At 66.8% G+C, this 256-nt stretch carries 1 protein-coding gene; it reads left to right on the plus strand.

What is annotated here, in order from left to right:
- Positions 1-256: LysR substrate-binding domain-containing protein (locus AC4IFT_RS22570; RefSeq protein WP_490752981.1), on the plus strand; the 256-nt coding region annotated here is incomplete at both ends.

The following is a 256-nucleotide window of genomic DNA, read 5'->3' on the forward strand; positions in this document are numbered from 1 at the left end:
GCGCGATACCTCGCGCGTCAACGCGCCGCAGAGCCTGAACCTGCTGGAAGAGCAAGACACGCTGACGGTCTTCGGCTTCGACGCCAAGCTGCAGGCGCAGTTGGCCGGGCTGGGCTGCGGCTATCTGCCGCGCGCCTTGGCGGAACCTTACCTGAACAGCGGCGAACTGGTGGCGAAACGCGTCGAATCGGAACGTTGCAGCGACATCGCCTACTTCGGCTGGCGGGAAAGCGCCAGCGGCCTGGCGGCCAAGTGG

This window comes from Providencia sp. UF-183 (assembly GCF_058246155.1).